Below are 3314 nucleotides of genomic sequence, written 5' to 3'. Positions count from 1 at the left end.
GATCAGCGACAATGGGAGCCAAGATCACCTGCTATGGCAGCAGGAATTACCGACCATATTTGGACAATCGGCGAGATTATGATGATGTTAGTAGTTCCTGAAAGGAACAACGCATAAAGGGGAGACTCCCAGAAGGCGAGCAAATAGACAAACCAATGGTTTCGGATGCTGCCCAGCAATTCCATTCCATATCTTCAAAGCAGGGGCTATGCTGGATACATGAGATACGGCATTATAGGAAACTAACACCCGTTCTTGAACAACATAGAACTATGCTGAGTGGTTTTATCGATCGGCTATGGCACTATTATGAACTGCTGGAGTATTTTAAAGAGAATCCTGATTGTGGTTTTGGGGTATATCTTGAGTGGCTCTTTGATTTCATCTTCTCGTCCACAGCCAAAACAGGTTATGTGATGCTGGATGAAACAATAGCATCGACGATAAAGCGTAAGGATAGGTTACTGAAGGTACTTATCTATCCTGAGCTGCCCGTTACATAACAACGGTTCAGAGATAGCTGTGCGGGAAGGCGTGATCAAGAGGAAGATCAGCTACGGAACTCGAAGCGAATCAGGCAAGGCCGCTTGGGAGAATCAATTGACTATCCTTGACACATGCAGAAAACAAGGAGTTAGCTATTTCGAGTATATTCTGGATATTATATCTGGGAGCTACTCGATGCCAAGGTTGTCCCAACTCCTAATGCGGAGCAAGTCCTCCACAGCCCATTGAGCATGTTCGTTAGGAGTTTAAAATTAAAAACCTGAATAGATAAATTTTGTCACTTTGACGGGCGAAGCCCAATAAATTAAATTTATCGCTATTAAAAGATATAAAAACCAATAAATGGGTCGAAACGACCCTATGTGACTCATCCAATTATTATTTGCTATTTTAGTTCTGAGCAATAGCAGAACTGCAATTATTGTGCTGCCCACAGCTAGATCAACATAAGTGAATCCGGTAGGAATAAGGAATTTACTTAGGCAATATTCCAAATTATTGATATTGCTTACTTTGAATACGAGCCATCCGAAGAATATGAGATACTGAGTGACCAGTATTCCGGCCAATGATAAGATTCGATTATCTGGAAGGCGGATCAGTCTATGTAAGGATAACAGTACACCATGATAACCGCCCCAAAGCAGAAAATTCCAGGTAGCTCCATGCCATAGCCCGCAAGCTAACATAGTGATCATGAGATTGATATATGTCCTGCCTTCGCCTTTTCGGTTGCCTCCGAGCGGGATATAAAGGTAATCTCTAAGCCAGCAAGATAATGAGATATTCCAGCGATGCCAGAAATCTTGCGGATTCATGGCGAAATATGGGTTATTAAAGTTCATCGGAAACTTGAATCCCAACACCCTAGCAGTACCTAGTGCTATATTGGAATATCCACCAAAGTCGAAGTAAAGCTGGACGCCGAATGCCAGGGTTGCAAGAATTATCTTTCGCGACTGAAAATTCATCGGATTTGCGAAGATGGGATCGACATAAAGAGCTAGGTTGTCTGCGATTACTAGCTTCATTATGAGGCCAATAGTTATGAGGGTAAGTCCTTGTTGAAAATTTTCAGATGTGATCTTAAGGGGATCCTTGATTTGTGCGAAGAAATCCCGTGCTCGGATAATTGGACCAGAAGTTATGACTGGAAAGAAGCTCACGAAAAGAACATATTCAATTAGCGAAGTTGTTGGCTGCAATTTCCCGCGATAGACGTCTATCACATAGCCTAAAGCCATGAAGGAATAATATGAAATGCCGAGAGGCAGCAACATACCTGGCAAGTATTTGAAGAGAGCCAATTGCGTAAGAACACCAAATACGATCAGTGCCAGAAGGATTCTCTTTTTTTCGGGAAATTTTTTAACAAAATACCCCCCATAGTATGTAATGAGTATAACCAACATCTGAGGCAATATAGCGAACTGGGAAGTAACTATGAAGGCAGCGCTCCCCATCAATAATATAAGCGTTTGGTAATTCTTAATTACCGCAAGGGCTACGAGTAGCATAGAGAGGAATAGATAAAACTCAATGCTGTTGGGAAGCATTCCTCACCACTCCCAAAAGTATCTCACCCAATTTTTTATCTAATTTTGATATCCCCGCAGAATTTAAGTGCATGTGATCCATAAATTCTCTATCAGAACAAAGAGATGATAGATCATAATATGGATTCCCTGTTTTATTTATTAAATTTAAAAAAGTGTCTTTACTAGACTTCGAAATAGATAGGTTGATAACCGGTAAACCTATAATAACTACCGAAATATTGCGTTCTTTCAAACGTTGCATTATATAATTAAATGCTTTTGTTTGATCTGTATCTTTATTATCAAATTCATATGCTCCTGATTGGCTTCTCTTATATTCATTGACCAAAACGTCCTTTGTTGCTGTTTTATCATTTATAGGTGTCTTATGGATTATAAACGTCCTCGGTTTAGAAAATCCCGTTGATGAATTTATTAAACCTAAATCAGATAATTTTAGTACTATGCTGGGAATAAGGTATCCCTTTTTGTATACAATCAAATGAGGAAGGTCCATTTCGAGAATATCTAATTCTCTTTTAGAAAATAGAGATCTAGCATAGGGGTCCATCCTTATTTTGTCGGATGCAAGGGCTGAACGAGTCTCAAGGTAGTTATCAGATTTATCGTTTATTCCCCAAATAAATGATGAGAGACTCACAAAATAAACGATCATCCTTGGATTAGACTCCAATATTTGAGATAGCTCAATTAGCCTATACCTTGGGAAATCATTACGAAAGCATAAGTTATATACTTCAATGGATAGATTGTTGGCCTGTAAGAGCTCTTCGACACCCACCGTGTTTATTTTTTCGCCACGGCTGTCTCCGATAAAGTACATTTTATTATTCTCTTTATTTTTTTCCAAAAAATCAAATAAGTTTATATCAAAATTATAATCATTACCAATATTCTTAAGATACGGATCTATCAAGGCATTAGTCAGAACTAATATTATAAACGTCGAACATATAATCGCGGCGATAATTGCCATTATGACGCGATTAAGAGAGCTTCCCATTGTAGATAAGCTTATAATATTACATCACCGCCATATGTCACAGTATTTAACATCACCGGCCCCATTTGGAATAGAGAGTGTAATGGACTGAACCCCTGATAATGGACAAAGAGTTAAGGTACGTGTTTAGCTCTAATCCAATCTCTTAGAATTCCACCCCATTAAATATTATTTTGACACCAGAAAAATTAAGTAATATAAAGATAATATTGTTCTATTGAGAGTATGAACGAAGGAGACATTAT

The 3314-nt window shown here is 38.6% G+C and carries 3 protein-coding genes; 1 reads left to right on the top strand and 2 read right to left on the bottom strand.

The window, feature by feature from the left end; translation table 11 throughout:
• Positions 1-272: 272 nt before the first annotated feature.
• Positions 273-503 (top strand): hypothetical protein, encoded by a 231-nt coding sequence (locus WC259_RS08170; RefSeq protein WP_372644217.1) that lies wholly within the window; start codon positions 273-275, stop codon positions 501-503.
• A 255-nt stretch (positions 504-758) separates the two neighbouring features.
• Here WC259_RS08170 and WC259_RS08165 read toward each other — a convergent pair whose 3' ends face one another.
• Positions 759-2063: an MBOAT family protein gene (locus tag WC259_RS08165; protein ID WP_372644214.1), complete on the bottom strand. Its 1305-nt coding sequence runs from the start codon at positions 2061-2063 to the stop codon at positions 759-761.
• A complete protein-coding gene (locus tag WC259_RS08160; RefSeq protein WP_372644211.1) occupies positions 2044-3042 on the bottom strand; it encodes a hypothetical protein in 999 nt (332 codons plus the stop codon). Before WC259_RS08160 ends, WC259_RS08165 begins: the two co-directional genes overlap by 20 nt.
• Positions 3043-3314 lie beyond the last annotated feature (272 nt).

It is taken from the genome of Dehalococcoides sp. (assembly GCF_041654235.1).
In the GTDB taxonomy this organism is placed as follows: domain Bacteria; phylum Chloroflexota; class Dehalococcoidia; order Dehalococcoidales; family Dehalococcoidaceae; genus Dehalococcoides; species Dehalococcoides mccartyi_B.
This window is presented reverse-complemented; position numbering and strand designations above follow the sequence as displayed.